Here is a 23,472-nt window from a genome sequence, read left to right on the forward strand (position 1 = left end):
CAGAGGGAGGGCTGTCGTGGTCGCACCCGGCCCGGGTGCGGGAAGGGAGGCACCCGCATGGAGTTCGGGTCCCGTCTCTCGGCGATGCAGGATCCCGTCGGATCGGGTTGCAGGGTCTTCGTCGCCGTGATGATCGCGATCATCGCGGCCGTGCCGATCGCCGACCACTTCCTGCCGGAGGACATCCACCTCGCCCACGTGCTCGTCATCCCCGTCGCGCTCGCCTCGGCGTTCGCGGGAGCCGTGCGCGGTGCCCTGACGGGACTCGCGGCCGTAGTGGCGCTCGTCGCGGCCGGCGCCGAACGGCACACCCTTTTCTCGGAGAACGTCCTTGTCCAGCTCGGCTCGCTGGTGATGCTCTCGGTCCTGCTCGTGCTCATCAGCGCCCTGCGCGAGCGCCGCAGACACGAGCTCCAGGAGCTGCGCGAGGTGTCGCGGGCGACCCAGGGCGTGCTGCTGCGGCCGCTGCCCACCCGCGCCGGGCCGGTGACCATCGCCACGGCCTACCGAAGCGCCGGGGACGGCGACCGCATCGGCGGCGACCTGTACGCCGTCGCGCGCACCGCCCGGGCCACCCGCCTGCTCATCGGCGACGTACGCGGCAAGGGGCTGTGTTCCATCGGCGACACCGAGACCGTCCTCGGTGCGTTCCGCGCCGCCGCGCACCGGCAGGCGCCGCTCGCGGAGCTGATGAAGTCGCTGGAGGCGGGCGTCCGCTGGGAACTCACCGAGTCATGGGACGGACCGAACGAGACCGACATCGGGGAGCGCTTCGTCACCGCGGCCGTCGTCGAGATCCCCGACGACGAGCCGTACGTGCGCGTGGTCAGCTGCGGGCACCTCCCGCCGATCCTCCTCCACGACGGGACCGTCACCACCCTCGACGTACCCGAACCGGCGCCCCCGCTGGGCCTCGGAGGGCTGACCGGCAGCAGCTACGCCCCCACCGCCTTCCCCTTCGCCCCCGGCGACCGGCTGCTGCTCTACACCGACGGCGTGACCGAGGCCCGGAACGGCGCCGGGGAGTTCTATCCGCTCATGAGCCGGGTCGCGGAATGGGCCGACCGGCGCCCCGACCAGCTCGTGCGGAAGATGACCGACGACCTGCTCGCCCACGTGGCCGCCCCGCTGCAGGACGACATGGCCGTGGTCGCGATCGTGCGCGACGCCCTGGGGGGACGGCCTCCGCACGCACGGGCCCACGCCGGTGCCGACACGGCAGCGGACGCCGGGGAGCCGGACGTTCGGCCCGCCGGCCGCGGACTCTGACGACGACCGCCACGACGCCGCAACCCCCCCAGGTACCAGTGGCGGTGTCCGCCGCCCCAGGGCTGCGGCTGCCTGATCCCGTCGACCGGCCGTGCCCGGTGCCGAGGAATGAACCGCGCCGTCGCGGACAGACGTGCGGTGCGGGCGCCGGACCGCGTTCCCCCCGTCGCGGTCCGGCACCCCGCGGTCGTCAGGGCGCCGGTGTTCAGGGCGCCGGGGCGCGCACCTCGACGTCGTCGGGCCCGAGCGGCCGCCCGTCGGCGTCGCGCATCTCCAGCGGGGCCAGCGGACGGCCGCTCGCCCGGTCCACCGCGGTGGTGCGGCGCTCCCCGGGCTCGAAGAGGTTGTCCTCGCCCCACTGGCGCAGGGCGAGCAGCACCAGCCGCAGCCCCTTGCCCTCCTCGGTGAGTTCGTACTCCCGGTACGGACTCCCGTCCGAGGCGGGGACCGTACGCAGCACCCCGTGCTCCACCAGCTTGGCGAGGCGGCTGCTCAGGATGTTCTTGGCGCAGCCCAGGCCGCGGTGGAAGTCGTTGAACCGGCGCACTCCGTTGAGCGCGTCCCTGACGATCAGCAGCGACCACCAGTCGCCGACGACGCCCAGGGTCCGCGCGACCGGGCACGGTCCGTCACTGAAGTCCTTCTTCTGCATCTCCCTCTCCCGGTTTCGACATTAAACCGAGAGGGCGGGCGGGGCAAACATCGGTGGCGGGTGCTGCCCGGGCACCGGCCGGGTACGGGCCTATTCCGGACGTGCGGGGACGTAGAAGCCGGTCGTGGCGTCGACCGCGGCGGCCACGGTGTCCTCGGGGGCGCCCGAGGCGGCGTACGCGGTGCCCCATGCCCGGCTGCTGCGGATCATGAAGTCGCGGGCCTCGTCGGAGTACTGCCACTGCTCGGCCATCTCCGGTCCGCTGGGCTCGCCGGCGAGGTACAGGCCGAGGCCCAGCAGCCCCAGGTCCCAGCCCACGCCGACCGCTCCGGGCCCGAACTGGTCCCACATCCCGGGCGGCACGACGGCGACGTGCTCCAGTTCCAGGACCGTGCGCTCCGCGTCCTGCGCGGTCAGCCGCACCTCCACCTCGCTGAACCCGGGGGCCTCGCCCATGACCCAGCTGACCCGGAGGAGCTTCGGGGGCTCGCAGCGCAGGACCTCCCCGCCCGCGTTGCCCTGCAACTGGTAGCGGCCGCCGAGCCGCAGCTCGCCGGTGACCGGCAGGAACCAGCGACCGATCCGCTCCGCGGTGGTGCAGGCGTCCCACACGTCCTCGACAGGGGCGTCGTACGTGCGGCGCAGCAGCACCGTGCGCGCCTCCTCGCCGGAGACGTCCCGGCTGCCGGTCGCGCGGTGGATGGCGTTGATCTCGTCGACGATGTTCATGCGGTGTCTTCCCGTTCCCTTCCGGAGTCCCGGGCCTGTCCCGTCCCCGGTCGCTGCTGTTCCTGTGCGAGACGCCGTTCGCGGCGCCCCCGGGCGAGCTCGGTGCCGAGCGCGTCCAGCCGCTGCTCCCAGAAGCCGCGGAAGCGCTCGAGCCATGCGTCGACCTCGCGCAACGGCGCGGCCTGCACGGCGTAGAGCCTCCTGGTGCCCTCCGCCCGCACCACGGCGAACCCGTTCTCCCGCAGGACCCTCAGATGCTGGGACACGGCGGGCTGCGAGATGCCGAATTCCTCCCTGATGACCTCGGTGATCGCGCCGGACGGCTGCTCCCCGGAGGCGAGGAGCTCCAGAATCCGGCGTCGCACCGGATCGCCGAGTACGTCGAATGCGTGCACGTCGGCCACTATGACAGCAGCCACTTATATAAGCAAGGAGTTAGATGATCTCGGGGACTCCGCTGCCCACGGGAGGCATCCGCTTCTCCTCGGCCTCCTGAGCAGCGGCGACGCGCCCCGCAGCGCGCCTCACCCCAAGGGGGGAGGAACGAACCGGGCATAGGGGTGGCTTCAGGGACGTTCTCTGACGCGGGCCCCCGGGTCCACGGCGTAGGACTTGAAGGGTCCGCCCTGCACGGGCCGCGTTTCCGAAGGAGTGATGACCATGCGCCGCATCCGCGTCCAGCGACCGAAGAAGCCGGCGCCGTCGCGCCCTCCGATCGACCTGCGGACACCGTCCGGAAAGCCCCTCCCGTACTGACGCCCGCCCCGACGCACACCGTGCACGTCCAGAAGGGTCGCCCGAGATGAGCGACACATCCCGCCGACCGGGCAGTACCGTCCCGGCCTTCCGCCCCGTCTTCGCCTACGTGGTGAGGCGGCTGCGCTACCTCGCCGAGGGCTTCCGCCGCGCCGCACCGGCCGGGTGACGGAACCGGGGAGCCCGGAGTGCCGCCGGCGGCACTCCGGGCTCCCCGTGACGAGTGGCGGCCGCGTCCCCCGGACGGCCCACACGGGGCGCTGTTGCGCGTCGGCGCCGACCGGGCGACCCTTGACGTGATTCGGGTGCACCGGAACGCGAGGTGGGCCATGGTCGAGCCAGCAGTGACGATCCGGCAGGACGGCGAAGGTTATGTGGTCACGTGCCCGGGGACCGACGCGGTCGGGCGCGGGCCCACGGAGACGCAGGCGTGGACCGACTTCTGGGCCGCCCTGCACGCCGACTGGAAACCCCCGGAGGAGCTGAAGGCGGGCCCCGGTGAGGACCACGCACGAGGTCTACGGGTCCTGCGGCTCTTCCTCTGACCCGGTCAGGGCGCCCGGCCGGACCACACCGGCTCGACGCGTTGCCACTCCCGCTCCCACGACCGCAGCCGCCCGCGCAGCGCCAGGGCGGCCACCGCGTGGTGCACGCCCCAGGCGAGCGCGGACCACAGCAGGAAGCACGTGACACCCAGGACGAGGGCGGCCCCCCGCGCACCGGCCGTACTGCGCGGCTCCGGCACCGGCGCGCCCCGGTCGTCCACCCAGATCCGTATCCGGTCGCCCGCCTCGACGGGCCGCCCCACCGGGACCCGCCCGGTGTGCGGGCGGCCGGGCGGGTACTCCCAGCCGGCACTCACCGGCGGCAGCGAGCGCATGCCGTGCTCATGGAAGACCGGTCCCGTCGCGTCCAGGGCGGTGCCCGCCACGAGGTGCCGGTGGCCCCGTTCGGCCAGCGCCTGAGCGCGCTCCGCCCGGTGCACGGAGAACCCCACGCACGACGAGGCGACCACGGCCAGCACCATCAGCACCGAGGCGGCCAGTCGCGGCAGGGTGTGCGCGCACGGACGGCACCCGACCGGCAGCGCGGCGGGACAGGCACAGAGCAGCATGGGACCCTCCTCGGACGAGGTGCGCGGCCCGGCCTCGACCGGACTGCCGACATGCTGCACCCACGGGGCCCTCGGGCGCCGGGAATTCGCCTCCTTCTAGTCGGCGACCGCGGGTGACGCCGGCCGCGCGCCGGGAACCCGGCGCGCGCGGCCCCCCGAGGGCGTCGGCCGGGACAGCACGACCACGCCCCGCCCGGCCGCCAGCGCCCCCGCCAGCGCCACCGCGAGGCCCACCGAACCGCCCCGGAAGCCCTCGCCGAGCAGCAGCACACCCACGCATCCCGCCACCAGGGGGTTCGCCAGCGTGACGGCCGCCAGCGCGACGCCCAGCCCGCCGCGGTACGCCTCCTGCGACCACACCATCCCCGCGATCGCCAGGACGCCGGTGCAGCCCGCCGCCACCAGGAGCATCGGGTCGTCGACGGCCGCCCCCAGCCCTTGCGCGGCCAGGTGCACCGCGAGGCCCTGGGTCAGGCACGAGGCGATCCCGAACGCCGCGCCCGCCGCCGTCGCGAAGCGCAGTGCGCGCAGCACGGACCGGTCGGCCCCCCACGGCAGCCGGGTCAGCGCCAGTGCCGCCGCCGCCGTGATCGCGGCCAGCAGGACCAACTCGGTACCGTCCAGCGCCCGTTCCGTGCCGGGTGGCGCGGTGCACAGCAGGAGCGTCACCAGCCCCAGCACGGTCAGAGCCGCCCCGCGCCACTCCCGGGGCCGTACCCGGCGCCGGCCGAGGGCGGCGTGCAGCGGCAGCGCCAGTACGAGGGTCAGCGCGCCCAGCGCCTGGACCACGGTCAGCGATCCGTATCGCAGCGCGACCGCGTGCAGTCCGGCCCCGGCCGCCTGGAGGGCCAGAGCCAGCGTCCACAGCCCGCCCGTCGGCTTCCGCCCGGCGGCGGCCGTGCGTTCCTGGGCGACGGCCGCCGTCGCGTAGCAGACCGCCGACAGCAGGGCCGCCGCCAGGGACAGCACGCCGCCGTTCATACGAACGCCCTCCGAACGGGCATGGGGCTCCTCCTGGGGTGCGGGGGCGGTGGCGAGTGCCTCCAGCACATCGTGCGCGCCGCCCCCGGGGCATCAGGGTCCACCCCGAGCCGCCCCCCAACCCTTCCCGGGGGTGTCAGGTGCAGACCGTGCCGGCGGGCGGCAGCTGACCGCGGGTCAGATAGCCGTCGACGGCGTCGTCGACGCAGCCGACCGACCTGAGGTACGCGGTGTGGCCGTCGCCGTCGTAGGTGAGGAGCCGGCCCGAGGAGAGCAGGCGGGCCAGGGCCCGGGCCTCGGTGTAGGGGGTCGCCGGGTCGCGGGTGGTGCCGACGACCAGGATCGGCGGCGCGCCGGGCGCGGTGATGGGACCGGCCGGCTGGTCCGCGGGGACCGGCCAGTGGGCGCAGGTCGACAACTGGTCCGCGAAGTACCGCCCGAAGCGGGGGGAGGTCCGTACGAACTCGGGGAGCGCGGCCCGGGCCTGCGCGGGGGTGGCGCGTGCTCCCAGACTTCCGCTCAGGCAGGTGATCGCGACGTACGCGTCACCGCTGAAACCGGAGTCCTCGAAGGCCCCGCCGAGTTCCTGCACGGTGGTGGTGTCACCGGTGCGCACCTCGCGGAGCGCGGCGCGCAGTTTCTCCCACGCGGGCGCCATGAGCGCGGTCGTGACCGCGCTGATGAGGCTGTCGCCGTCGACGACCACGTCCTTGCCCTGCCGCAACGGGGCGCGGTCGAGGGCGTCGACCAGCGCGTCCAGCGCGGGGCCGGCCTCGGCGGCGGAGCGGCCGACGGGGCATGCCGGGCGGGCGGCGCAGTCGGCCGCGAAGGAGTCCCAGGCGATCTGGTAGCCCCGGGCCTGGCCCAGCAGGCTGTGGACGCCGTCGAGGGTGGGGTCGACGGCGCCGTCGAGCACCATGCGGCCGGCGCGGGACGGGAAGAGTCCGGCGTAACTCGCGCCGAGGTAGGAGCCGTAGGAGAAGCCGAGGTAGTGCAACCGCTCGTCGCCGAGGAGGGCGCGGACCAGTTCCAGGTCCCGGGCCGAGTCGAGCGTGCCGACGTGCGGGAGCAGCCGCCCCGCGCCGCGCTCGCACGCGGTGGCGGTCTCGCGGGCCGCCTTGTCGGCGGCCGCGAAGTCCGGCCCGTTCGCGTCCGGCCCGTTCTTGTCCGGCCCGTTCTCGTCCGGTCCGCCCGGGCCGCGGGGTCGCCGTACCGCCGCAGGGGTGCCGGCCGTGTCGTCGCCGCAGTTCACCGGGGTGCTGGAACCGACCCCGCGGGGGTCCACGGCGACCAGGTCGTAGGAGGCCCGCACGGCCGGGGAGAAGGCCCCGGCGAACGACCACAGCGAGGTGATCGCGGGTTCGCCGGGGCCTCCGGGGTTGAACAGCAGCGAGCCGATGTGCCGGGCGCCGGTCCCGGTGGCCTTCTTGCGGGTCGCGGCCAGGAAGATGTCGCCGGCCTCCGGACGGGCGTAGTCCAGCGGGGCCCGCAGGGTGGTGCACTGGAACGAGGGCTGCTCCGCGCAGGGCGTCCACCGGAGCTTCTGCCGGTAGTGGCCGGCCAACCCGGGGGGAACGGTCGTGGCGGTGGTGCCGGGGGGTTCCGCGGGGCCGTGGCCCATGCGTTGCCCCGGCGGTCCCGCCGCGCAGCCGGTCAGCAGGAGTGCGCAGGCCCAGAGCACGGCGAGCGCCGTGTGGTGGGGTCCGCGCCGGGGTCCGCGGGATATGTGGCCGGTGGTCCGGGCTTCCTTCATCGCCACGTCTCTCCTTCACCTTCCGGTGCGTGATCAGTGCACCACGCAGCGTGTCCGGCGGAGGTGTTCGCCTAGGCCGGCGGAGTGAACCGCCGCGGGCGTACCAGGGGCCCACCGCGTAGGTGCGGCCGCTCGGTCGGCCGACGGCGGACGGCACCGCGCCCCGGACCCGTGTGCGGGTCCGGGGCGCGGTGCCGTGAGGGGGAACGCGGGGCGTCAGGCCTCGCCGCCCTGGGTGCGACGCCGGCGCAGGAGGAACACACCGCCCGCCGCCGCGGCGGCCAGGAGGGAGGCGCCGGTGAGGCTCTCGGCGGTGTTCATACCGGTCGAGCCGCCGAAGCCGGTGTCGGGCGCGCCGCCGTTGTTGTCGTTGTCGTTGTTGTCGTTGTCGCGGTCGTTGCCGCGGTCGTTGTCACGGTCCCGGTCGTAGCCGTGGTGGCGCTTCTTGTAGCACTTGCGGTCGTTGTCGCGGCCGCCGTAACCGCCGCGGTCACCGTAGCCGCCCCGGTCGCCGTAACCGCCGCGGCCGTTGTCGTCGTCCCCGCGGTCGTCACCGCGGCCGCCGTGGCCGCCCCGGCCGTGGCCGCCCCACGAGCACTTGTCGCGGCCGTGGCCGCCGCGGCCGTAGTTGCCGTAGTCGTCCTCGTAGTCGTCCCCGTACTCGTCGTCGCCGTTGTCGTCGTTGTGGTTGTGGTTGTTGTTGTTCGTGTTGGTGTTCGTGTTCGTGTTCGTGTTGGTCCCGCCGTCGCGGTCACCGCTCGTGCTGGTCGTGCCGGGGACGGTGAGGGTGCCGACGCTGCCCTGGTCGGCCTTCGGGCCGATCATGCAGCTGACGGTGATGGTGTAGGTGTTGGCCGGCGCGTCGTCCGGGATCGTGAAGGTGCCGGTCAGCGGACCGCCCGGGGTCGTCGCGTTCAGGGCCAGGGCGTTGCGCAGCAGGCCGGACGGGAAGGCGTTGGCGTTCACCATCGCGCCGGGCGCCTGGCAAACCTCCGAGCTGGCGGTGACGGTGACGGCCCGTCCGTTCTGCGCGACGTTGACGTCGACCACGGCGAAGGCCTGCGAGTTCGGAAGGACGACCGCCGCGGCCGTCATCGTCGCCATCGCCAGGATGCGAGCACCACGCATGGAGCTGAACCTCCTTGTGGACGGGGCAGGCGGGATGTGGCCCCCGGCACGACTGCCAACGCGTCCTCGAGACCTATATGGCGATCATCCGCAGTCGCTCCGCACCCCGAGAGCGGCGGAGGTGTACGGCCGAATGGGGTGGGGCCGTGGCGCCGCGCGGGGCGTTTTCGCAGGTGAGACGCGGTTTGGTGGCCCGGATAAGAAAAATGTGAAGAGATGTCCAACCGGGTGACGGAGCATCAGTTAATCTTGCGTCAGCAAGGCGGCGGAGGCTCGGTCCTCCGGGCGCCGATCGGACTGACGGATCGTCAGCGTGCTTCGCCGTGCCCGCACATGGATCCAGGGTCGCATCGAGGCCGGCTCCGACGAACCGTCAGGAGCCTTGTGAAGCACCAGGATTCACCCGTCCGGGCTCAGAAACGGATACGTGCGGCGACGGGCAGGTGGTCGCTCCCGGTGGCGGGCAGGGTCCGTACGTCCGAGACCGTCGCGGAACGCGCCAGGACCTGATCGATCCGGGCCAGCGGAAAACGTTCCGGCCAGCTGAACGCGAGCCCCGACTCCGGGACGCCCAGGCGCGAGGTGAGCGGGGCGAGCCCCCGGTCGTCGACCGTGCCGTTGAGGTCCCCGAGCAGGATCACCCGGTCCAGCCGCTCCGCCGCGATCTCGGCGCCGAGGAGGGCCGCGCTCTCGTCCCGCCGGGCGGAGCCGAACCCGGTGGGGCCGAGGCGGAGCGAGGGCAGGTGGGCGACGTACACGGCGACGTCCCCCTGCGGGGTCCGGGCGGTCGCCCGGAACCCGCGGTCCCAGTCCTCGCCGAGGCCCGCGGGCCGGATGGCGATCCTGCGCCCGTCGACGAGGGGGTATCGGGACCACAGCCCGACCGTGCCGAAGGACACGTGATGCGGGTAGGACGCGCCCAGCACGGCGCCGAACTCCGGCAGCAGGGAAGGCGTCAGCTCCTGCAGGGCGATCAAGTCCCCCTCCGCGGCCGCCAATTGCCGTGCCGTGCCCCTCGGATCCGCGTTCACGTCACTGACGTTGTGCTGCACCGCGACGAGATCGTGCGCGGAACCGCCCTGCGGGCCCGCCAGCCCCCCGAAGACCGCGAACCAGGCCGCCGACGGCACCAGGAGCGCGCACAGGGCGACCCCCGAGCGCCGCAGCAGGGCCACGCACAGCACCAATGGGACGCCCAGTCCCAGCCACGGCAGGAACGTCTCCAGCAGGCTCCCCCAGCGGCCGGGGCCGTTAGGCACCGCGGCGTGGCACACGAGCAGCAGCGCCAGCAGCAGCGGAAGCGCCGCCAGGACCCCGTCCCACCGCCGCCGGCCCCGCCACTCGCGGCCGCTCCGCACCGCGCCCTCCCGCCCGCGAACGGCCCGCCAGTGATCCTTCCGCCCCAGTGATCGCACGCAGCAACCACGCGGGGCCGCGCGATCCGGTTCCCGTACCGCGCCGTGACGGTGCCCACACGCCCCGGCTACGACGCCTCCCTCGCGTCCTCCACGACCCGGAACTCCGCCGGGCCCAGCGTGAGCACACCGTCGCTCAGCGGCGTGCACCGCACTCCGCCCTTGCCGCGCAGCGCGCGCTGCGCCCCCGGACCGATGACGGCGTCCATCCAGGCGCACGGCCGGGCGGGGCGCCGCACCGCGAACAGTACGGGTCCCGCTCCGGTGTCCAGCGCCACGGTCGCGCCCACGTAGGCGTCGATGTCGACTCCGCGGAGCAGCACGTTGCGGCGGGTGTGCCGCAGGTCGGTCCCCGGGGCGATGTCCAGCGGGAGGCTCTCGGCCGCCATGAGCGTGACGGCGGCGTCGCGATGGGCGGGCCGCGCGTAGTAGCGGTCGCCCACGAGTCCCAGCCCGCTCCGCACTTCGGCACGTCGCACCAGTTCCCCGTCCGGCGCCGCCGACGGCCCGTCCGAGGGCCGCCCCATGTACCGGTGCGCGGGCGACACCAGCAGTTGCACGACTTCGACCTGCTCAGACATGCCGCCAGCCTAGAACGCCGCCCGCGGTCTCCCGCGTGGTCTTCGTCTCAGGGCCGCCCGAGGTGACGCCGGTCCCACGCGGCCCGGGACATCGCGACCGGGCGGCGCAGGGGCGTGCCGTCGACGTACAGGTCGACGCGCTCGTTGTAGAACGCGACCATGCCCGCGACCGGGGCGCACGCCACCGTGGGGAAGTCGTACGCCCAGGCGATGTCCTCGTGGACGGCGCCGTCGGCGTCGAAGGACCAGTAGCCGCTGGTCGTGCCCTTGTACGGGCAGCTCGTGACGGTGTCCGAGGGACGCAGCCGGGTCCAGTCGACGTGCACGCGCTCGAGGTAGTAGCGGGTCGGCAGGCCCGTCTCGAAAAGGGTCACCGCATGCGGCGCGTCGGCGAGGACGATGCCGTCGATCTCCACGCGGACGCTGCTGGAGGAGCGCAGGGCGTCCACCCGGGTGTAGGGGCTCCGCGGGTGGACGAAGACCTGCTCGTCCTCCTCGTACCAGGCGTCCAGGGCCTCCCAGCGGAACCGCGCGGTGCCCAGGAGCCGGTCGGGGGCGCCCTCGTCCCACACCCAGGCCGCGCCCTCGCGGACCTCCGAGCCGACGCGCAGCGAGTGGCGGCGCGCCGGGCCGGGGCCCAGCCGGCCGGCCCGGCCGTCGTCGGTGAGCTCTCCCTCGGTCAGGTCCTCCACCGGGATGCTGTACTGCGGATAGCCGGGCCACTCCCACACGTACAGGGCGCGCCGGGTGTCGAGGACGGTACGGCCCCCGACCTGCGCCCGGATGCGCCGTGGGACGGGCTCGACCTGTCCGACAGGGACGATCAGACCCGGGTGGTTCACGCTCTCGTCCGCCATCGGTGGTCACCTCGGTCCGTTCACGGGCTTCCGTACGCCCAGCTTCACCGGCGCCCGCGCGATCGGCCACCCCGGCCGTGTCCTCGGGACACCGCCGTCTCAGCCGAACACCACCGACCACGGCCGCGGCGGCCCCTCCGATGGGGGCGAGGTGCCCGCGTGCCGCCCGGCCGCGGCCCCGTGCCGCGCCAGCACGCGCGCGGCGAGCGCCGCGAAGCGCGGGGCCGCCGGGTGCGCCGAGGGGCCGGCGGGCCAGGCGCCGCCGATCCGGCGGACGAGGGGGGTCCCGGACAGCGGCCGCCAGGCCACACGGGGCTCCCGGCGGGCCGCGGCACCCTGGTCGAACGCGACGCCGTTGCCCGCCGCGACCAGGGCGAGCAGGAACTCGGGGCTGGACGCGTGCCGGACGCCACCCGGGACGAAGCCCGCGGCGCGGCAGTTCTCCAGCAGCCGGTCGTACCAGCCGGGAGCCTCGTCGCGGGGGAACACGACGAGGTCCTGGCCGGACAGGTCGGCGAGGGACACCCGCGGCCCGCGGGCCAACGGCGAGGTACGGGGGAGGACCACTCCCAGCTCGGACGAGGCCTCCGGGCCGAGCCGCAGCCCGGTCGCCGCCGCCACCGGCCGGTGGACGAGGCCGACGTCGAGACCGCCCGAGCCGAGGAGCCGCAACTGCTCCGCGGTGGTGGCCTCCCGCAGCTCGACGGCGGGCTCCGGGGTGTGCTCCGCGCACGCGGCCAGCAGCGCGGAGACCGCCGCCGCCGTGGTGCCGGTCGGGACGGCGGCCCGCAGGGTGCCCAGGCCGCCGTCGGCGGCACGCCGCGCGAGTGCCCGCAGACGCTCCTCGCGGGCGAGGAGTTCCCTCGTCTCCTCCAGCAGCAGCGCCCCCGCCGAGGTCAGTGCGGTCCGGTGCCGCGACCGGTCGAACAGCTCCGCGCCGAGTTCCCGCTCCAGCGCGCGCACGGCCTGGCTGACCGGCGGCTGTGCCGTGCCCAGCCGGTCGGCGGCGCGGCCGAAGTGCAGTTCTTCCGCCACGGCGACGAAGATACGCAGGTGGCGCAAGAGATCCACGGTCAAGGACCCTACGCGAGGAGGCTGTTGATGGTCGAGGAGGAGATCCGGGCGGTGTTCGCGGCGGCCGGCGCCGAGGGGCGGCTGCACGCCGTACCGATCGGTGCCGGAGCCGGCGAGGCCGCCGAGGTCGCCGTGGACGCGGACGAGTCCGTCGTCCTCGCGTCGGTCGTGAAGATCCTCCCGGTGCTGGAGTTCGCCCGCCAGGTCGCCGCCGGGCAGCTCGACCCCCGCGAGCGGGTACGGATCGCCGCGGCCGACCGGCTCGGCGGCTGGGGTACCGCGGGCTGCGCCGACGACGTCGAGCTCTCGCTCCGCGATCTCGCCCACTTCGCGATGTCGGTCAGCGACAACACCGCCGCGGACCTGCTGCTGGCCCGGGTCGGGCTCGACACCGTACGGCTTCTCGCCGAGGAGCTCGGGCTCACCGGCATCCGGATCGTGGGCGGCCCCCGCGACGTGCTGGAGTCGATGCTCGACGAGGTCGGGGCCCGCACCGAGGGGGAGTTCGCGGCCCGCTGGCCGGCGCTTCCGGACGAACGGAAGAGGCGGCTCGCCGTCCTGGACCCCGCGCGGACCAACGCCGGCACCCCTCGTGAGATCACCCGGCTGCTCCGGCTCATCTGGCGTGACGAGGCCGGCCCGCCGCAGGCCTGCGCCTGGGTCCGGGAACTGATGGGCCGGCAGGTCTTCCGGCACCGGATGGTGTCCGGCTTCCCCGACGAGGTCACCGTGGCCGCCAAGACCGGCACGCTGCCCGGTCTGCACGCGGAGGCGGGGGTGGTCGCCCACCCGGACGGCGGGCGCTACGCCGTCGCGGTGTTCGCCCGCACCCGTGAACTGACCGCGACGCGCCCCGCGGTGGACTCGGCGATCGGCGCCGCGACCCGGATCTCGGTGGACTTCCTGCGACGCGGCCTGCGCTGACCTGCGCTCATACCGGATCGCATATCGAGCGGGCGGGATTCCGGTCTTGGACGGGGGCGACGCGGCCCTGATCTTCTGAGGCCATGAGCGACGACACTGACGCACGAGGTGTGAAGAGGTTCGGACGGCGCACGATGCTGCGGGGGGCCGCGCTGTCCGCGGCCACCCCGCTGCTGCCCGGCACGCTGCCCACGGCGGCCGCGGCACCGGTGGCCGCAGCGGTCCGGCGCGGGGACGCGGGCGCCGGCGCGGCCACGTTCCGCTGGCTGGGCACGGCCGGCTGGCGGATCGACGTCGCCGGCAGGACCGTGCTGTTCGACCCCTACGTGACACGCTTCCCCACCGGGCTCTTCACCGGGGCCTTCGACCCCGCGACCCGGTTGTGCACCGACGAGGCCGCCGTCCGGAAGCGCGTGGGCCGCCCAGAACTCGTCCTGGTCAGCCACTCCCACTGGGACCACCTCGCCGACGTGCCCTACATCGCCGCGTCCACCGGCGCCAGGGTCGTCGGCACGGAGACCACCTACCACCTGCTGGTCGCGCTCGGCGTCGACCCGGCGCGGATCTCGGTGGTGAAGGGCGGTGAAGTGCTGGACTTCGACGGGATCGTGGTGGAGGTCGTCGCGAGCCTGCACAGCCGCAACAAGCAGCACTCCTACTTCGCCCCCGGCAGGCTCGCCGGACCGCCCCCGGCACGCCCGGAGACGATCGGCGACCTCCCCGAGGGCGACACCCTCGCCTACCAGGTGACCGTCGGGGACGACGGCCCCTCGGCCTTCCTCATGGGTGCCAGCGACTTCGGCGAGCGCGCGGCCCGGGGACTTCGCCCGGACCTCGCGATGGTGGCCGTACCGACCAGCACCTCGACACACCGCTACGTCCCCCGGCTGCTGGCCGCGCTGGGCGACCCGGGCGTCGTGGTGCCCGTGCACTGGGACGACTTCGAGCGGCCGCTGGACCTGCCGCCGCGCACCGACCCGTCGGCGGACCTCGACGCCTTCGCTGCCCTGGTCCGCCGCGAGTCGCCCGCGACGCGCGTCGTCGTCCCCGACTACCGCACCCTTTACGGCGCCGACATGCGGCCGGTCTCCTGACGCCCGCGTGGGGGCGTCAGGCGCCTACGGTGCCGTCGACGCCCTCGCGCAGGAAGTCCGCGTGCCCGTTGTGGCGGCCGTACTCCAGGAGCACGTGCACCATCACCATCCGCAGGGAGACGTCCTCGCCCCAGCGCGGCTGGTGCCCGGTCAGGTCCAGGGACCCGGCCGCCTCCTCGATCCGGCGGGAGTTCCCGACCTCGGCCTCCCAGGCCGCGAAGGCCTCGGCGCGGGTGGACGCGCTCGCGTCGTAGGCCGCCTGGAAGTCGATCCTGTCGGACCACACCATGGGCGCGTCGTTGTCCTCGAACACCCGGCGGAACCAAGCGCGTTCCACCTCCGCCATGTGCCGGACGAGCCCGAGCAGCGACAGCGTGGACGGAGGCATCGACCGCTGCCGCAGCTCCTCGTCCGAGAGCCCCCGGCACTTCATGGCCAGCGTGGCGCGGTGGTAGTCGAGGAACGCCCGGAGCGTCTCGCGCTCCCCGCCCAGCAGCGGCGGGCCCACGCGGTCGTCGTCGGTCACTGGTTGCTCTCTTCCTGCGTTGCGGACAGCGGGGGCCACCCTCTCACCCCTGCCGCCCGGCCGGCCCGGGAATTACGGTGGGCTAGGATTGAAGAGTTCTTCAATTGACGAATCTCTCCAGAGGGTACGGGTGGTCCGAGTGCAGGTTCCGCTCTACCAGGCCAAGGCGGAGTTCTTCCGCATGCTCGGGCACCCCGTGCGCATCCGCGTCCTGGAACTCCTGCAGGACGGCCCCAAGCCGGTGCGGGACCTCCTCAACGCGATGGAGATCGAGCCCTCCAGCCTCTCCCAGCAGCTCGCCGTACTGCGCCGATCCGGCATCGTGACCGCCACGCGCACCGGCTCCACCGTGGTGTACGAGCTGGCGGGCGGCGACGTGGCGGAACTGCTCCGGGCGGCCCGCAGGATCCTCACGGAGCTGCTGACGGGGCAGCAGGGCCTGCTGGCCGAGCTCCAGCAGACCGAGGAAGGCCCCGTCGTCCGCGGGGAGGGCGCGACGGGCACGACGGGCGACGCCGCGTGAGTGCCGGGACGGACTCGCGCAAGGACACGGGCGGCGAGAAGTACAAGCAGCGGGCGGTGCTGCTGCGGGTCCTCGTCTACGTCTTCGTCACCCACTTCATCGCCGGTTTCATCACCTTGCTCTTCTACCTGGGGCAGCACGCCCCCAAGTGAGCCACGGCCCGCCCGAGAGCGTAGGGGCGGCCGGCCGGCAGGGTGAGCACGACGGGCGTCCCCGTGTCGAGGAGCGCGTCGAGCAGCCGCTGCTGCACGCCGGGCCGGGTGAGGGTCTCCGCGTCGCAGCCCTCGCCGCTGGTGCCGCGGCCGAAGAGCCCGGCGCGGTCGCCGAGCGCCGCGACGACCACGTCGGCGTCGAGGGCCGCGCGTACGGCCGTCGCGATCCCGGAGACATCGCTGTCGCCGATGCCGCAGCCGGCGACGGTGACGATCTCCGAGCCGGGGAACTCCGCCACCAGGGCCTGGCGCAGCGTGGGCAGGTCGATGCCGACCGGGGTGTCCGGGTGCTGCGCGCCGACGTGCACGGGGAAGGAGCCACCGGCTCACGCCGGCTCCAGCGGCAGGGTGACCCAGATGCCCTTGCCGCCGGTGCCGGGGTCGGGGTGCACCGCCGCTGTGCCCCCGCACTCGGCGGTGACCTCGGCGACCATGGCCAGCCCGCCGCCGGCCGCGGCGGCCCGGAGCAGGTCCGGCCGGTGGGGATGCCGGTCGTAGACGGCGAAGGCGAGTACCCCGCCGCCCGTCGCGTAGACGACGTCCAGGCTGGGGGAGACCCCGGCGGCGTGCCGCACGCTGTTGGCGACCAGCTCGCTGAGGATCAGCAGGGCCCGGTCCAGCACCGTGTCGCCCGGGGCGACGCCCCAGGAGGTGTAGACGTACTCGCCCGTCCTGCGGGCCAGGGCCACGGACAGGGGCGCCGCAGGCAGGGTCAGCACATGGCGGCGCTGCAGCATGGCACGGGCGGTCACCGGGTGCCGGGCCCGCCGTCGGCAGCGGTGCGGGCGCCCGTGCCGGCGGTGCCGCCGAGCCGGTGCCCCTGGACCGTGAGGGGGTGGATCCGCAACAGGGTGTCGTGCGGGCCGTGGACCCATCCGGTGAGCGTGCGCCGGTAGTGGGCGGTCTCGTGGGCGTTGGCGAGTTCCTGGGCGGGACCGGTGGCCGTGACCGACCAGCCGGTGCCCGAGGTGCGGTGGAGACGTTCGCAGTGGTACGTCACGTCGCCTCCCTGCGTCACCGCCGTGAGGGGGACGGGGGCGCGGACGACGAGCGCGCCGTACTCCAGGACGTGGACGGCGGGGCGGACGAGCACCGTGCCGCGCAGTACGTAGACCAGGCGGCCGCTGCGGGCTCCTTCCAGCAGCCACAGCGCCTCCGCCCCCGTCAGGTCGGTCATGCGGTACGCGGGGCTCATCCGGCGGCCTCCCCCTGGAGTACTCCGGCCCGGAGCAACCGGGTGCGGGCCGCGCGGACGGCCTCCGGGGCCGTGGCGTGCACCAGGTCCGCGCCCCGCAGCGCGTCCAGCACGCCCAGCGCGTCCAGTGCGTGCCGCTGCTCGGGCCGGAGACCGGACGCCAGCACCGTGATGCCCCGCCGGTTCAGCCGGTCGATCGCGTCCTTCAGGGCCAGGGCGCCGGTGGCGTCGATGTGGGTGACACCGGAGAGGCGCAGGATGACCACCGACACGTCGGCGACCTCGGTGAGTTCGAGCAGGGAGCGATGGGCGGTGGCGAAGAACAGCGGCCCGTCGACGCGGTACACCACGATGTGCTCGGCGAGCAGGGCGTGTTCCCCGGCGCCCTGCCCGTCCGGCGGGCCCTCGTGCAGCGGCACCTGATCGAGCCGGACCTGCCGCGCGACCGCGCGCAGAGCCAGGGCCCCGGCCACCACCAGCCCGATGACGACCGCGTACACCAGGTCAAGGGCCAGCGTGGCGGCCGCGGTCAGCAGCAGCACCGCGCCGTCGGCGCGGGTCGCCCGGGCCATCGCCCGCAGCGAGGCGACCTCGACCATCCGGATCGCGGTGGCGAGCAGCACGCCCGCCAGCGCCGCCAGCGGGATCCTCCCGACCAGCGGAGCGGCGAGGAAGACGATCGCCGCGAGGACGGCGGCGTGGGCCAGCGCGGCCAGCCGCGAGCCCGCGCCCGTACGGACGTTGACGGCGGTGCGGGCGATCGCCGCGGTGGCCGGTACCCCGCCGAACAGCGGGACGACCAGGTTGGCCAGGCCCTGGCCGAACAGTTCCCGGTCCGGGTCGTGGCGGCGGCCGTGCGCCATCCCGTCCGCGACGGTCGCCGACAGCAGCGACTCCAGCGCGGCCAGGGCCGCCACCGCCACGGCCGGCGCCAGCAGCGAGGGGAGGGCGGCCGGGTCGAGGAACCCCAGGGAGGGCGTGGGCAGTCCGGACGGCAGGTGCCCGATGCGCGCCACCGGAAGGCCCGCGGCCTCGGCGGCGATCGTGGCCGCGGCGACGGCCGGCAACGAGAACGGCACCCGGGGGCGCCACCGGGCTCCCGCCAGGATGATCCCGGCCACCGCGGCCGAGAGCGCGAGGGGCGCCCAGCTAGGGTGGGCCAGGAACTCCCGTACGGCCCGCAGGGCTACGGCCGCGACCTTCTCGCCGTCGGGCGTGGGTACTCCGAGCGCCGCGGGCACCTGCTGCAGCCCGATCACGCACGCGATCCCGAGGGTGAAGCCCTCCACCACGGGAGCGGGCACGTAGCGCATGTACCGGCCGGCGCGCAGCAGGGCCAGCCCGATCAGGAGCGCACCCGCCATCAGCCCCACGGTCAGTACCCCGCCGGGCCCGTACCGGGCGACGATGGGCACCAGCACGACGGTCATCGCCCCGGTCGGCCCGGAGACCTGCACGTCCGATCCGCCGAACAGGGCCGCCACGGCTCCGGCCACCACTGCCGTGGCGAGTCCGGCCTCCGCCCCGAGGCCCGAGGAGACTCCGAACGCCAGCGCGAGCGGCAGGGCCACCACCGCGACGGTCAGCCCGGCGAGCAGGTCCTGACGGGGCTGCCGCCGCATCGCCGTCAGATCGGCCCGCGCGGGCAGCAACGCGCGTACCGAGGCCCACATCCGCCCTGCCAGCCAAGTCACCGTGCGCAGACACCGGCCCTGTCGTCCATCGTCCCGGCCGGTTGCCTGGGACGGTCCGTAGCCGTGCCCGGGTCTCGCCCGACGACACGGCGGGATCATCATGTAGCGAATTGAAGATTTTTGCAATTTGTGGATCCGGTGGGTTGTGTGCGACCCACGACGCGTCCCCGGAGCCTCGGCGACCGCGACCGGCCCGCCTCGGGGTGCCGCGGAGGGTTGCGGGTCCGACCCGCACCGGCGCGGCTGCTTCCTGGCCGGCAGCACCTCGGAACTTCACCGCCGGGACCCGGACGTGGCCGAGCGCTCCCGCCGCGCGACCTGCCGGGAGGGAGGCCCGGATCCGGCGGCCGATCCGCAGGAACCCGGCCGGCTGCTCCTGGCCGTACCGCGGGGGGCGGGGTTCCTCGCCAAGACCGCACGGGCCCGGCGGGGCTGCCGCGGATCGGCCGGGCGGCGCGGCCCGACCGCCCCCCGCCCCTGACCGGCGCGGTATTATAGCGTCCGTTACAGATCGATGGGGCAGGAGGCGCCACCATGGCAGGAGGACGGCCGCGGGCCTTCGACGTCGACGAAGTGCTGGACCGGGCGCTCGAGGTGTTCTGGCGCCAGGGGTACGAAGGCACCGGGATCTCCGACCTCACGCGGGCCATGGGCATCAACCCGCCGAGCCTGTACGGGGCGTTCGGCAACAAGGAAGGCCTGTTCAAGCGGGTCCTCGACCACTACGCCGACGGGCCCGCCCGCTACATCCGCGAGGCGTTCGCCGAGCCCGACGCGCGCCGCGTCGTCGAGCGGCTGCTGCACGGTGCCGCGGACGCCACGACCCGGCCCGACTGCCCCCCGGGCTGCCTCACCGTGCAGGGCGGGCTCGCGGCCTCGGCCGGGTCGGAGGCCGCGCGCGACGAACTCACCGCACGCCGGGCGGCCGGCGAGGTGGCGCTCCGCCTGCGGCTGGAGAAGGCGCGGGCGGACGGGGAGCTCCCCGCCGACGCCGATCCGGCCGATCTCGCCCGCTACTTCATCACCGTGTACCAGGGCGTCGCCGTCCAGTCCGCGGGCGGCGCGACCCGCGAGGAACTGCACCGGGTCGTCGACCTCGCGATGGGCGCCTGGCCCGCGGGGCCGGCGGCCGGCTGACATCGCCGAGGAGGAGGTCCGCGGGCATGAGCGCCAACAGCAGGCTGACCATCGCCGTCCATGTGCTCACGTGGATGGCCCTGGACCGGCGCGACGACGGCCCGGCGGCCACGTCGGAGCGGATCGCGGGCAGCGTCAACACCAATGCCGTGGTCATCCGGCGCTGCCTCGGCGACCTGCGCAGGGCCGGACTCGTCGAGTCCCGGCGCGGCGCGGGAGCGGGCTGGAGCCTCGTACGGGAGCCCGCGGCGATCACCCTCCTCGACGTCTACGGCGCCGTCGAGGAGGGCACGCTCTTCCGGCTGCACCCTGCCGCGCCGAACGCCGACTGCCCCGTCGGTCACGGCATCGGTCCCGCCCTGCGGCAGGTGTACGACGGCCTCCGCCACGGCGTCGAGCGGGAGCTGGCCGCCACCACCATCGCCGACGTGCTCCGCGACACGCTCGCCCGGCGGCGGTGACCCGCGGACCGGCGCGACCGGATGCGCGGGAACGGCGGGGCACCTGCCGATTCAGCCCGCGAGCGCGGCGAGTTCCCGCCACTCGGCCAGCGGAACGCCGGAGTCCGCGCCGACGACGTGCAGGCAGACGTGGTCGGCCCCGGCCTGGTGGTGGGCGCGGACGCGGGCACCGATGGCCTCGGTGTCCCCCCAGGCCACGACGGCGTCGACGAGCCGGTCGCTGCCGCCGCCGGCCAGGTCCTCCTCGGTGAAGCCCTGGCGGAGCAGGCTGCGGGCGTAGTGGTCCATGGCCAGGAAGGTCCCGAGGAAGCCGCGGGCGGCGGCACGGGCCCTGGCGGGGTCCCGCTCCGGCACGACCGCCTGGTAGGGCGCCAGGAGGGGGCCGGGACCGAGCAGTTCCCTGGTCGCGGCCGAGTGCTCGGGGGTCACCATGAACGGGTGCACACCCGCTGTGCGCCGTCCCGCGAGCCGGATCATCTTCGGGCCCAGCGCGGCCATGACGCGTTCTCCGGCCGGTACGGGAGCCGGGGCCCCGTCGAGCTCGTCCAGGTAGGCGTCCATGTCCGACAGCGGCCGGTAGGCGCGCCCCGCGCCGTGCGCGGCGGCCGCGTCGCTGACGCCGAGGCCGAGCAGGAGGCGGTGGCCGTACCGCTGCTGCAGGCGGGCGTGTCCTGCCGCCATCTCCGCGGCCCGGTGGCGCCAGATGCTGAGCACGCCGACCGCGATGCGCACGCTGCGGGTGGCCCCGAGCAGCCGTTCGGAGTCGCCGAGGATGTCGCCGCCGCCGAGTCCCGGGATCCACAGGGCACCCCAGCCCATCGCGTCGAGCTCGGCCGCGGCGTCCTCGATCGCTCCGGGATCGGCGGTGCGCAGCTCGATGCTCCAGATCCCTGTCCGTCCCAAGTCCATCGTGTGTCCCGTCTGTGCTGGTGGTGGCGGTGCGTGCGGTTGTCGCCCGAGGCGGAGCCGGACACGGCAGTACCCGGCCCCGCCTGGGGTGAAGTGGTCCCGGTGGTGCTCAGACCTGGTTGGCCCCGCCGTCGACGAAGAGTTCGATGCCGGTGATGAAGGTGCTCTCGTCCGAGGCGAGGAAGACGGCCGCGGCGGCGACCTCCTCGGGCCGGCCCATCCGGCCGAGCGGCACCTGGCCCGCGAGGAAGCCCTTGAGCTGAGCCCTCCCCTCGGCGTCGGCCGCGAGGCCGTCGATGCCGGGTGTGTCGATCGGGCCGGGGCTGATGGAGTTGACCCGGATCGAGCGGCCCCTGAGTTCGTTGGCCCAGGTCCTGGCGAGGGAGCGCACCGCCGCCTTGGACGCGCCGTAGACGCCGAAGGCCTCGCTGCCGACGGTGCCCGCGGTGGAGCCGGTGAGGATGACCGAGGCGCCGTCGCTGAGGTGCGGCAGCGCCTTCTGGACCGTGAACAGCAGGCCCTTGACGTTGCTCCCGAAGATCTCGTCGAAGTGCTGCTCGGTGACCTGCTCCAGGGTGGAGAAGCTGCCGCCGCCCGCGTTGGCGAACAGCACGTCGACGCGGCGCCCCTGCTGGGCGACGGCGTCGTAGAGCCGGTCGAGGCCCGCCGGGTCGGCGACGTCGCCGTGGACACCGGTGGCGCGGGGTCCGATCTCCGCCACGGCGGCGTCGAGTGCGTCCTTGCGGCGGCCGGTGACGAACACGTACGCGCCCTCGGCGGCGAACCGCCGCGCGGTGGCCAGGCCGATGCCGCTGGTGCCGCCGGTGACGATGGCCGTCCTGCCGTCAAGCTGTCCCATGAGGTTGCTCCGAATCGCATCCGGGATGGCCGCGCCTGGACGTAACAAGAGTTGTTACATATCGCCGCAGGGGTGGCCTCCGACGCCCCCCGCGCGCCGCGTTCCGGGCGGCGTGGGGCGGGGTGGCGAGTTATGTAGTGGTCACTACGAAACTAGGTCGGTCCGCGGGGCGTGTCAAGCGCCCGCCTCCAGGGAGGACGTGGACCGTCCGGCACGGGGAGGGACAGGCGCTCGCTGCGAGCAGCCGCGAAAAGGCGCGCCGGGCGCCGAAGGACGGCACCGGACCCGGCGCCTGGCCGAAGGGGCCTTCACGGCCTGAGACGCGCCCTCGCGCGCGGCCGGCGGGGGAGGGGGCGGGGAGGCGGGCGGGGTCAGACCTGCTGCTGGCCGCCGTCGACGAAGAGCTCCACCCCGGTGACGAAGGTGCTCTCGTCGGACGCGAGGAAGGCGACCACGCCGGCGACCTCCTCGGGCCGGCCGAGCCGTCCGAGCGGCACCGCGGCGACCAGGGCGTCCAGCAGGCGGCCGTCCTCGTCGGGACCGGGCGCCAAGGTGTGGATCCCCGGGGTCTCGACCGGTCCCGGGCTCAGGGTGTTCACCCGGATGGCGCGCCCCTTGAGCTCGTTCGCCCAGGTCCGGGCGAAGGAGCGCACCGCGGCCTTGGAGGCGCTGTAGACGGTGAACGCCTCGGCCCCGCCGCTGCCCGCCGTCGAGCCGGTGAGGATGACCGAGGCGCCGTCGTTGAGGAGTGGCAGCGCCTTCTGGACGGTGAAGAGCACACCCTTCACGTTCGCCCCGAAGGTGTCGTCGAAGTCCTGCTCCGTCACCTCCTCCAGGCGGGCCATCCTGCCGCCGCCCGCGTTGGCGAAGAGGACGTCGATCCGCCGTCCCGCGGCCTCGACCTGCGCGTACAGCCGGTCCAGGTCGGCGGGGACGGCGACGTCACCCCGCAGTCCGGTGGCCCTGTCCGGGCCGATCGCCGAGACCGCCGCGCGCACTTCCGGCTCGCGGCGGCCGGTGAGGAAGACGTGCGCTCCCTCCGCGGCGAGGCGCTCGGCGGCCGCCAGCCCGATGCCGCTGGTCCCACCGGTGACCACCGCGGTCTTCCCGTCGAAACGACCCATCGCCGACCTCCAGCGTCGCTCGTGAGCAGTATCCGGCGGCCCGGCCGCCGCCGCACGGCGGGTGGGGGCGACCGGGTGCCGGTGCCCGTGGGGAGTCCGCGGGGGCGTACGCGACGAGGGTGTCAGGGCCGTACGAAGCGGCCCTTCCGCCGGAACCGGGACCACATCGGGCACTTCGGCGCCCTCCGCACGCGCTTCGGCTTCGCATCTGTGCAACTGCGCGTACTCCCCCCGGCTTTCGTCTTGTCACCCGGGTGTGATCGCCAGCAGGGTGCAGGGCGAGCCGCGGGCGCGATGGTGCGCCGAGCATCCGATGTCCCACTACCGAGCCCGGGGTCACGCCGGGCTGCCGGAGGCATTCGTCCATGTCAACACGCATACGGCCCAGACCGGTTCACCGCACCGGCCGCACCGGCCTGTCCCTCCTGCTGGCCGCCGCCGTCGCCCTGGGCGTCACCGGTCTGACCGCCCCCGCCCACGCCGCCGACCCCACCACCGGCACCGG

Annotated in this window: 27 protein-coding genes and 1 pseudogene; 9 read left to right on the top strand and 19 right to left on the bottom strand. The window is 74.5% G+C overall.

All coding sequences use genetic code 11. The annotated features are described in order from the left end of the window. Positions 1–57: 57 nt before the first annotated feature. Positions 58–1,269: a PP2C family protein-serine/threonine phosphatase gene (locus CHF15_RS32040; RefSeq protein ID WP_089227398.1), complete on the top strand. Its 1,212-nt coding sequence runs from the start codon at positions 58–60 to the stop codon at positions 1,267–1,269. A gap of 205 nt (positions 1,270–1,474) precedes the next feature. Here CHF15_RS32040 and CHF15_RS32045 read toward each other — a convergent pair whose 3' ends face one another. From CHF15_RS32045 to CHF15_RS32055, 3 genes are all read right to left on the bottom strand, one after another. Then, positions 1,475–1,921, bottom strand: a complete 447-nt coding sequence (locus CHF15_RS32045) for a winged helix-turn-helix transcriptional regulator (protein WP_089227399.1) — start codon at positions 1,919–1,921, stop codon at positions 1,475–1,477. Positions 1,922–2,011: 90 nt separating this feature from the next. Further along, the gene (locus tag CHF15_RS32050; protein WP_089227400.1) at positions 2,012–2,650 is read right to left on the bottom strand and encodes an SRPBCC family protein; all 639 of its coding nucleotides are present in this window, start codon (positions 2,648–2,650) and stop codon (positions 2,012–2,014) included. Then, positions 2,647–3,054, bottom strand: coding sequence for an ArsR/SmtB family transcription factor (locus tag CHF15_RS32055; RefSeq protein ID WP_089227439.1), 408 nt, complete (start codon positions 3,052–3,054; stop codon positions 2,647–2,649). Before CHF15_RS32055 ends, CHF15_RS32050 begins: the two co-directional genes overlap by 4 nt. A gap of 398 nt (positions 3,055–3,452) precedes the next feature. Between CHF15_RS32055 and CHF15_RS46470 the strand changes: the two genes are divergently transcribed. Continuing rightward, positions 3,453–3,575, top strand: coding sequence for a hypothetical protein (locus CHF15_RS46470; RefSeq protein WP_265737416.1), 123 nt, complete (start codon positions 3,453–3,455; stop codon positions 3,573–3,575). Between the two features lie 160 nt (positions 3,576–3,735). Continuing rightward, positions 3,736–3,951 carry a hypothetical protein gene (locus CHF15_RS32060; RefSeq protein ID WP_143681691.1) on the top strand — a complete coding sequence of 72 codons (216 nt, stop codon included), beginning with the start codon at positions 3,736–3,738 and terminating at the stop codon, positions 3,949–3,951. 5 nt (positions 3,952–3,956) lie between these two features. Here CHF15_RS32060 and CHF15_RS32065 read toward each other — a convergent pair whose 3' ends face one another. The 8 genes from CHF15_RS32065 to CHF15_RS32100 all read right to left on the bottom strand — a co-directional run bounded on the left by CHF15_RS32065 (position 3,957) and on the right by CHF15_RS32100 (position 12,306). Then, positions 3,957–4,520 carry an Rv1733c family protein gene (locus tag CHF15_RS32065; protein WP_143681692.1) on the bottom strand — a complete coding sequence of 188 codons (564 nt, stop codon included), beginning with the start codon at positions 4,518–4,520 and terminating at the stop codon, positions 3,957–3,959. A gap of 96 nt (positions 4,521–4,616) precedes the next feature. Further along, positions 4,617–5,570, bottom strand: a complete 954-nt coding sequence (locus tag CHF15_RS32070) for a DMT family transporter (protein WP_143681693.1) — start codon at positions 5,568–5,570, stop codon at positions 4,617–4,619. A 67-nt stretch (positions 5,571–5,637) separates the two neighbouring features. Further along, complete coding sequence (locus CHF15_RS32075) at positions 5,638–7,254, bottom strand: alpha/beta hydrolase (protein ID WP_089227404.1); 1,617 nt, start codon at positions 7,252–7,254, stop codon at positions 5,638–5,640. Between the two features lie 216 nt (positions 7,255–7,470). Continuing rightward, the gene (locus CHF15_RS32080) at positions 7,471–8,382 is read right to left on the bottom strand and encodes a hypothetical protein (RefSeq protein ID WP_143681694.1); all 912 of its coding nucleotides are present in this window, start codon (positions 8,380–8,382) and stop codon (positions 7,471–7,473) included. 413 nt (positions 8,383–8,795) lie between these two features. After that, complete coding sequence (locus CHF15_RS32085; RefSeq protein WP_089227406.1) at positions 8,796–9,740, bottom strand: endonuclease/exonuclease/phosphatase family protein; 945 nt, start codon at positions 9,738–9,740, stop codon at positions 8,796–8,798. Between the two features lie 125 nt (positions 9,741–9,865). Beyond that, complete coding sequence (locus CHF15_RS32090; RefSeq protein ID WP_089227407.1) at positions 9,866–10,378, bottom strand: molybdenum cofactor biosysynthesis protein; 513 nt, start codon at positions 10,376–10,378, stop codon at positions 9,866–9,868. A gap of 47 nt (positions 10,379–10,425) precedes the next feature. Next, entirely contained in the window at positions 10,426–11,235 is an 810-nt protein-coding gene (locus CHF15_RS32095) for a DUF427 domain-containing protein (protein ID WP_089227408.1), read from the bottom strand. Between the two features lie 99 nt (positions 11,236–11,334). After that, entirely contained in the window at positions 11,335–12,306 is a 972-nt protein-coding gene (locus tag CHF15_RS32100; protein ID WP_089227409.1) for a LysR family transcriptional regulator, read from the bottom strand. Positions 12,307–12,336: 30 nt separating this feature from the next. On the opposite strand from CHF15_RS32100, the gene CHF15_RS32105 reads away from it, so the two are divergent. Continuing rightward, a complete protein-coding gene (locus CHF15_RS32105) occupies positions 12,337–13,233 on the top strand; it encodes a serine hydrolase (RefSeq protein WP_089227410.1) in 897 nt (298 codons plus the stop codon). An 83-nt stretch (positions 13,234–13,316) separates the two neighbouring features. Further along, on the top strand, positions 13,317–14,327 hold the full coding sequence (locus CHF15_RS32110; protein WP_179280060.1) for an MBL fold metallo-hydrolase: 1,011 nt from the start codon (positions 13,317–13,319) through the stop codon (positions 14,325–14,327). Positions 14,328–14,343: 16 nt separating this feature from the next. Here CHF15_RS32110 and CHF15_RS32115 read toward each other — a convergent pair whose 3' ends face one another. Next, positions 14,344–14,853: a DinB family protein gene (locus CHF15_RS32115; protein WP_089227411.1), complete on the bottom strand. Its 510-nt coding sequence runs from the start codon at positions 14,851–14,853 to the stop codon at positions 14,344–14,346. Positions 14,854–14,992: 139 nt separating this feature from the next. On the opposite strand from CHF15_RS32115, the gene CHF15_RS32120 reads away from it, so the two are divergent. Together CHF15_RS32120 and CHF15_RS45160 are read left to right on the top strand one after the other, a co-directional pair. Further along, positions 14,993–15,376 carry an ArsR/SmtB family transcription factor gene (locus CHF15_RS32120; protein WP_089227412.1) on the top strand — a complete coding sequence of 128 codons (384 nt, stop codon included), beginning with the start codon at positions 14,993–14,995 and terminating at the stop codon, positions 15,374–15,376. Then, entirely contained in the window at positions 15,373–15,528 is a 156-nt protein-coding gene (locus CHF15_RS45160; RefSeq protein WP_179280061.1) for a DUF6126 family protein, read from the top strand. Before CHF15_RS32120 ends, CHF15_RS45160 begins: the two co-directional genes overlap by 4 nt. Here CHF15_RS45160 and CHF15_RS32125 read toward each other — a convergent pair. The 4 genes and pseudogenes from CHF15_RS32125 to CHF15_RS32140 all read right to left on the bottom strand — a co-directional run. Next, a pseudogene (locus tag CHF15_RS32125) lies at positions 15,516–15,905 on the bottom strand (glycoside hydrolase family 3 C-terminal domain-containing protein); the annotation flags it as partial. The gene CHF15_RS45160 and the pseudogene CHF15_RS32125 sit on opposite strands and share 13 nt — an antisense overlap. 9 nt (positions 15,906–15,914) lie before the next feature. Further along, entirely contained in the window at positions 15,915–16,325 is a 411-nt protein-coding gene (locus tag CHF15_RS32130) for an ATP-binding protein (RefSeq protein ID WP_089227413.1), read from the bottom strand. An 11-nt stretch (positions 16,326–16,336) separates the two neighbouring features. Then, positions 16,337–16,783: a pyridoxamine 5'-phosphate oxidase family protein gene (locus CHF15_RS32135; protein WP_245939144.1), complete on the bottom strand. Its 447-nt coding sequence runs from the start codon at positions 16,781–16,783 to the stop codon at positions 16,337–16,339. After that, positions 16,780–18,456: a SulP family inorganic anion transporter gene (locus CHF15_RS32140; protein ID WP_089227414.1), complete on the bottom strand. Its 1,677-nt coding sequence runs from the start codon at positions 18,454–18,456 to the stop codon at positions 16,780–16,782. Before CHF15_RS32140 ends, CHF15_RS32135 begins: the two co-directional genes overlap by 4 nt. Positions 18,457–19,011: 555 nt before the next feature. Here CHF15_RS32140 and CHF15_RS32150 point away from each other — a divergent pair. Together CHF15_RS32150 and CHF15_RS32155 are read left to right on the top strand one after the other, a co-directional pair. Beyond that, positions 19,012–19,614 (top strand): TetR/AcrR family transcriptional regulator, encoded by a 603-nt coding sequence (locus CHF15_RS32150; protein ID WP_089227416.1) that lies wholly within the window; start codon positions 19,012–19,014, stop codon positions 19,612–19,614. A gap of 26 nt (positions 19,615–19,640) precedes the next feature. Continuing rightward, complete coding sequence (locus CHF15_RS32155) at positions 19,641–20,075, top strand: Rrf2 family transcriptional regulator (protein ID WP_089227417.1); 435 nt, start codon at positions 19,641–19,643, stop codon at positions 20,073–20,075. 51 nt (positions 20,076–20,126) lie between these two features. Here CHF15_RS32155 and CHF15_RS32160 read toward each other — a convergent pair whose 3' ends face one another. The 3 genes from CHF15_RS32160 to CHF15_RS32170 form a co-directional block, all read right to left on the bottom strand. Continuing rightward, the gene (locus tag CHF15_RS32160) at positions 20,127–20,984 is read right to left on the bottom strand and encodes a TIGR03620 family F420-dependent LLM class oxidoreductase (protein WP_089227418.1); all 858 of its coding nucleotides are present in this window, start codon (positions 20,982–20,984) and stop codon (positions 20,127–20,129) included. 109 nt (positions 20,985–21,093) lie between these two features. Continuing rightward, positions 21,094–21,843, bottom strand: coding sequence for a glucose 1-dehydrogenase (locus CHF15_RS32165; protein WP_089227419.1), 750 nt, complete (start codon positions 21,841–21,843; stop codon positions 21,094–21,096). A gap of 371 nt (positions 21,844–22,214) precedes the next feature. After that, positions 22,215–22,967, bottom strand: coding sequence for an SDR family NAD(P)-dependent oxidoreductase (locus tag CHF15_RS32170; protein ID WP_089227420.1), 753 nt, complete (start codon positions 22,965–22,967; stop codon positions 22,215–22,217). Between the last annotated feature and the right edge of the window lie 505 nt (positions 22,968–23,472).

Source organism: Actinacidiphila glaucinigra (assembly GCF_900188405.1).
GTDB classification, from domain to species: domain Bacteria; phylum Actinomycetota; class Actinomycetes; order Streptomycetales; family Streptomycetaceae; genus Actinacidiphila; species Actinacidiphila glaucinigra.

Bases quoted from the DNA above. Each gene is read 5' to 3' on its own strand.
- CHF15_RS32040 (WP_089227398.1), top strand. From the start codon at position 58: ATGGAGTTCGGGTCCCGTCTCTCGGCGATGCAGGATCCCGTCGGATCG.
- CHF15_RS32045 (WP_089227399.1), bottom strand. From the start codon at position 1,921: ATGCAGAAGAAGGACTTCAGTGACGGACCGTGCCCGGTCGCGCGGACC.
- CHF15_RS32050 (WP_089227400.1), bottom strand. From the start codon at position 2,650: ATGAACATCGTCGACGAGATCAACGCCATCCACCGCGCGACCGGCAGC.
- CHF15_RS46470 (WP_265737416.1), top strand. From the start codon at position 3,453: ATGAGCGACACATCCCGCCGACCGGGCAGTACCGTCCCGGCCTTCCGC.
- CHF15_RS32060 (WP_143681691.1), top strand. From the start codon at position 3,736: ATGGTCGAGCCAGCAGTGACGATCCGGCAGGACGGCGAAGGTTATGTG.
- CHF15_RS32065 (WP_143681692.1), bottom strand. From the start codon at position 4,520: ATGCTGCTCTGTGCCTGTCCCGCCGCGCTGCCGGTCGGGTGCCGTCCG.
- CHF15_RS32075 (WP_089227404.1), bottom strand. From the start codon at position 7,254: ATGAAGGAAGCCCGGACCACCGGCCACATATCCCGCGGACCCCGGCGC.
- CHF15_RS32080 (WP_143681694.1), bottom strand. From the start codon at position 8,382: ATGCGTGGTGCTCGCATCCTGGCGATGGCGACGATGACGGCCGCGGCG.
- CHF15_RS32090 (WP_089227407.1), bottom strand. From the start codon at position 10,378: ATGTCTGAGCAGGTCGAAGTCGTGCAACTGCTGGTGTCGCCCGCGCAC.
- CHF15_RS32095 (WP_089227408.1), bottom strand. From the start codon at position 11,235: ATGGCGGACGAGAGCGTGAACCACCCGGGTCTGATCGTCCCTGTCGGA.
- CHF15_RS32105 (WP_089227410.1), top strand. From the start codon at position 12,337: ATGGTCGAGGAGGAGATCCGGGCGGTGTTCGCGGCGGCCGGCGCCGAG.
- CHF15_RS32110 (WP_179280060.1), top strand. From the start codon at position 13,317: ATGAGCGACGACACTGACGCACGAGGTGTGAAGAGGTTCGGACGGCGC.
- CHF15_RS32130 (WP_089227413.1), bottom strand. From the start codon at position 16,325: ATGCTGCAGCGCCGCCATGTGCTGACCCTGCCTGCGGCGCCCCTGTCC.
- CHF15_RS32135 (WP_245939144.1), bottom strand. From the start codon at position 16,783: ATGAGCCCCGCGTACCGCATGACCGACCTGACGGGGGCGGAGGCGCTG.
- CHF15_RS32140 (WP_089227414.1), bottom strand. From the start codon at position 18,456: ATGTGGGCCTCGGTACGCGCGTTGCTGCCCGCGCGGGCCGATCTGACG.
- CHF15_RS32150 (WP_089227416.1), top strand. From the start codon at position 19,012: ATGGCAGGAGGACGGCCGCGGGCCTTCGACGTCGACGAAGTGCTGGAC.
- CHF15_RS32155 (WP_089227417.1), top strand. From the start codon at position 19,641: ATGAGCGCCAACAGCAGGCTGACCATCGCCGTCCATGTGCTCACGTGG.
- CHF15_RS32160 (WP_089227418.1), bottom strand. From the start codon at position 20,984: ATGGACTTGGGACGGACAGGGATCTGGAGCATCGAGCTGCGCACCGCC.
- CHF15_RS32165 (WP_089227419.1), bottom strand. From the start codon at position 21,843: ATGGGACAGCTTGACGGCAGGACGGCCATCGTCACCGGCGGCACCAGC.
- CHF15_RS32170 (WP_089227420.1), bottom strand. From the start codon at position 22,967: ATGGGTCGTTTCGACGGGAAGACCGCGGTGGTCACCGGTGGGACCAGC.